Consider the following 2,663-nt stretch of genomic DNA (forward strand, 5'->3'; position numbering starts at 1 on the left):
CTATCTCGACATCCGAAGGGAGGGGCTAACTTCCACACGGATTAATATTTTCTACGATACGTTTTGATATAATATAAAAGTAATTATTACTTTGTCAAGCAAATAAATTTAAAAATTTACTTTCACTTTTTTGCCTGTTGCAATTTTTTTGCCGTTTAGAGACACCTCGCCTGATGGCAGATCAACAAAATTGACAAGTATGGATTTTGTCACAATATCTTTGGATTTTTTAATATCCAAAACGTATGTATTTTTATCCTTTTTTATCTCAAAATCTATTTGTCCTATCTCATCATAAAGGGTGTACTTATTCTCTCCTGCAAATACCTTTATTTCAAGGTTTTCAAATACTAAAGTATTTGTATCTTCATTTATTAACATTGGAATGATGGCTCCTTCCTTTGCAAAAACAGGAGTGTTATCCATCTCTCTATATTCAACATACCAGCCTTGAGTATACTTTTTCCCTGTGAAAATATCTGTCCAAATTCCATCTGGAATATAGAACGAAACTGGAGATGCGATTTTGCCAGTTTTCTTGTTTCTAACCGCCTTATTTATGACTGGAGCAACTATTAATTCGCTTCCAAAATAATATTGATTTTTTGCTCTATATGCAGCATTAGATTGTTCCTTCCAATACATAGGTACCATAAGAGGAATACCCTCTTTTGCTGTCAAAACATTGGCTGTATATAGATATGGAATGAGTTGATGGCGCAATCTTAGATAGTCTTCTGCTATCTTTTCTGCCCATTCTGGATAGTTCCACGGCTCTTTACTTAAGGATGTATTTGAAGAGTGCAATCTATTGATTGGTGAGAACACGCCAAATTGTAACCATCTTACATATAAATCTGGATTGCCCCTATTAAATTGATGTCCTCCTATATCATGAGACCACCAAGTATAACCAATATTGGATGCTGTTGCAGTCATATATGGTTGAAGTTGTAGCGATTTCCAAATAACTATACTATCTCCAGAAAAACCGAGTGGATATCTATGGGAACCTGGACCACAATAACGAGATAATATCAAGCCTTTATTTCCATCTCTATCTATATCTAATGTATGGTAGTGGTTCAATAGCCAAAGTGGATCTAGTTTTGAAAGCTTGGTTTTCTTTCCTTGTTGCCAATCTATCCACCAAAAATTAACACCATCTTTTTCATATGGATGATGAAGAATATCAAAGTATGCATCTCTAAAAGTCTTATCTTCAAGATTAAACTCTACTCTATCTTTCGTTTTTGGATCAACCCCACATGCTTTTGCCATATCCTCATATTGGGTTTCAAAATATCTAACACCATCGCAAGGATGCAAATTAAGTGTTATTCCTAAATTCTTATCTTTTAAATCTTTAAGGAATTGTTTATAATCTGGGAAAAGTTTTTCATTCCAAGTATATCCTGTCCATCCTGTTGAATAGATCCCTTTTGATTTTGTTTTTTCATCTTTTGGAGCATCTTTTACAATATGCCAATCCATATCTATCGTTGCAATGGTTAATGGTACTTTTTTGTTTTCAAATTTATTTACAACATCTAGATACTCTTGTTGTGTATAGGCATAGTATCTAGACCACCAGTTACCTAAAACATATTTTGGAAGAAGAGGTGTATTGCCTGTTAGCGCATAATATTCTTTTAGTCCACCAAAATAATCTGTACCAAAGTTAAGAACGTAGATATCCTTTTCTTTAATCTCTCTTTCTTTAACATTGCCATCTTCATCTATTACATATGAGCTAGAATCATCTATTTGGGTAACGCCACTTCTAGAAAAGATCCCATCCTTTAAATGAACTATTCCAAATGTAAAATCTAGAGTCCTTAATGTACCTTTTAAATTGCCCATTTTCTTTGAAGAATCTATCATATATTTGTCTTTAATAACATATGCTTTATCCTTCTTTTTATCATATAGAAAATCTGTGTCTTTTGTAACTATGAGGACTTTATCGTCTTTAATTGAATATTTAAACTCTGGATTATTAATATTTCTATGAAAAACTATTTGTGTTGGTAAGTCTTCGAAAGTTGCGGTTTTATCTTTCTCGACTCTAATGATTCTAGATGAGATAATACTAAATCTATAAATACCATCTATGATGATATTACTCTCTGGAGTCTTAGTGCTATTAATCGAATATCTTCCCATAAAAAATAAGGAGGAGCTTTAACTCCTCCATTTCCTTATTAGTCTTTTAAAACGATGGCAATGAAGTCACAAGCCTTACCGCCTGTTGCTATCATACCATGTGGTTTTCCTGAATCATAATAAAGTGTATCGCCCTCATGCAATACAACAATATGCCCATCTATTGAACATGTTAATTCTCCAGACAAAATATAGTCCATTTCTTGTCCCTTGTGGGTATTTAGTGAAATTGGTTTGTCTTCAGAACCAGCAATATATGGAGCGTGAACTAGGAAAGGATCTGCTGTTCTATCTTTAAAATTAATTGCCAAGTGCTCATATGTGAAATTATGTCTTCTCTCAACCTTTTCACCTTCTCCTGCGCGAACTAAAGAATAGCTAGATAGTTTTGGGGCTTGTCCCGTCATAAGTTCTGTCACATCAACGCCAAATCTATTAGCACAGTTATATAGCATTGTAACAGAGAAATCCTTCTCACCTGCTTCGTATACTAAATA

Annotated in this window: 2 protein-coding genes; both read right to left on the reverse strand. The window is 33.6% G+C overall.

Translation table 11 applies throughout. From position 1 onward, the window contains the following. Positions 1–108: 108 nt before the first annotated feature. Entirely contained in the window at positions 109–2,166 is a 2,058-nt protein-coding gene (locus tag J6Y29_05940) for an alpha-xylosidase (protein ID MBP5427408.1), read from the reverse strand. Between the two features lie 38 nt (positions 2,167–2,204). Continuing rightward, positions 2,205–2,663 (reverse strand): cupin domain-containing protein (locus J6Y29_05945; GenBank protein ID MBP5427409.1); only part of this gene is annotated, 459 nt, incomplete at its 5' end.

This window comes from Clostridiales bacterium (assembly GCA_017961515.1).
Lineage (GTDB): Bacteria > Bacillota > Clostridia > Acetivibrionales > RGIG10202 > RGIG10202.

Bases quoted from the DNA above. Each gene is read 5' to 3' on its own strand.
- J6Y29_05940 (MBP5427408.1), bottom strand. From the start codon at position 2,166: ATGGGAAGATATTCGATTAATAGCACTAAGACTCCAGAGAGTAATATC.